This window comes from uncultured Rossellomorea sp., assembly GCF_947488365.1.
Classification (GTDB): Bacteria; Bacillota; Bacilli; order Bacillales; family Bacillaceae_B; genus Rossellomorea.
The window spans coordinates 1-1,612 of the sequence record NZ_CANKZT010000016.1 but is presented as its reverse complement, the minus strand read 5'-3'; the positions used below and the strand labels follow the sequence as shown (position 1 = coordinate 1,612).

Sequence of the window (1,612 nt, the reverse complement as noted above, 5' to 3'; positions counted from 1 at the left end):
TACGTGATGGGAAATCTCATCTCGAGGGGGGCTTCATGCTTAGATGCTTTCAGCACTTATCCCTTCCGCACATAGCTACCCAGCGATGCCTTTGGCAAGACAACTGGTACACCAGCGGTGCGTCCATCCCGGTCCTCTCGTACTAAGGACAGCTCCTCTCAAATTTCCTGCGCCCACGACGGATAGGGACCGAACTGTCTCACGACGTTCTGAACCCAGCTCGCGTACCGCTTTAATGGGCGAACAGCCCAACCCTTGGGACCGACTACAGCCCCAGGATGCGATGAGCCGACATCGAGGTGCCAAACCTCCCCGTCGATGTGGACTCTTGGGGGAGATAAGCCTGTTATCCCCGGGGTAGCTTTTATCCGTTGAGCGATGGCCCTTCCATGCGGAACCACCGGATCACTAAGCCCGACTTTCGTCCCTGCTCGACTTGTAGGTCTCGCAGTCAAGCTCCCTTGTGCCTTTACACTCTGCGAATGATTTCCAACCATTCTGAGGGAACCTTTGGGCGCCTCCGTTACTCTTTAGGAGGCGACCGCCCCAGTCAAACTGCCCACCTGACACTGTCTCCCACCCCGATAAGGGGCGCGGGTTAGAATTTCAATACAGCCAGGGTAGTATCCCACCGATGCCTCCACCGAAGCTGGCGCTCCGGCTTCCAAGGCTCCTACCTATCCTGTACAAGCTGTACCAAAATTCAATATCAGGCTACAGTAAAGCTCCACGGGGTCTTTCCGTCCTGTCGCGGGTAACCTGCATCTTCACAGGTACTATAATTTCACCGAGTCTCTCGTTGAGACAGTGCCCAGATCGTTACGCCTTTCGTGCGGGTCGGAACTTACCCGACAAGGAATTTCGCTACCTTAGGACCGTTATAGTTACGGCCGCCGTTTACTGGGGCTTCGATTCGCACCTTCGCTTGCGCTAAGCACTCCTCTTAACCTTCCAGCACCGGGCAGGCGTCAGCCCCTATACTTCGCCTTACGGCTTCGCAGAGACCTGTGTTTTTGCTAAACAGTCGCCTGGGCCTATTCACTGCGGCTCTCTCGGGCTTGCACCCTACCAGAGCACCCCTTCTCCCGAAGTTACGGGGTCATTTTGCCGAGTTCCTTAACGAGAGTTCTCTCGCTCACCTTAGGATTCTCTCCTCGCCTACCTGTGTCGGTTTGCGGTACGGGCACCTTTTTCCTCGCTAGAGGCTTTTCTTGGCAGTGTGGAATCAGGAACTTCGCTACTATAATTCGCTCGCTATCACAGCTCAGCCTTCACGATGATGGGATTTGCCTCATCATCAGCCTAACTGCTTAGACGCACATATCCAGCAGTGCGCTTACCCTATCCTCCTGCGTCCCCCCATTGCTCAAACGGAAAAGAGGTGGTACAGGAATATCAACCTGTTGTCCATCGTCTACGCCTATCGGCCTCGACTTAGGTCCCGACTAACCCTGAGCGGACGAGCCTTCCTCAGGAAACCTTAGGCATTCGGTGGATGGGATTCTCACCCATCTTTCGCTACTCATACCGGCATTCTCACTTCTAAGCACTCCACCAGTCCTTACGGTCTAGCTTCGCAGTCCTTAGAACGCTCTCCTACCACTGACACCTA

At 54.7% G+C, this 1,612-nt stretch carries 1 rRNA gene; it reads right to left on the bottom strand.

The window, feature by feature from the left end:
- Window positions 1-1,612, bottom strand: a 23S ribosomal RNA gene (locus Q1B03_RS21990); the annotation flags it as partial.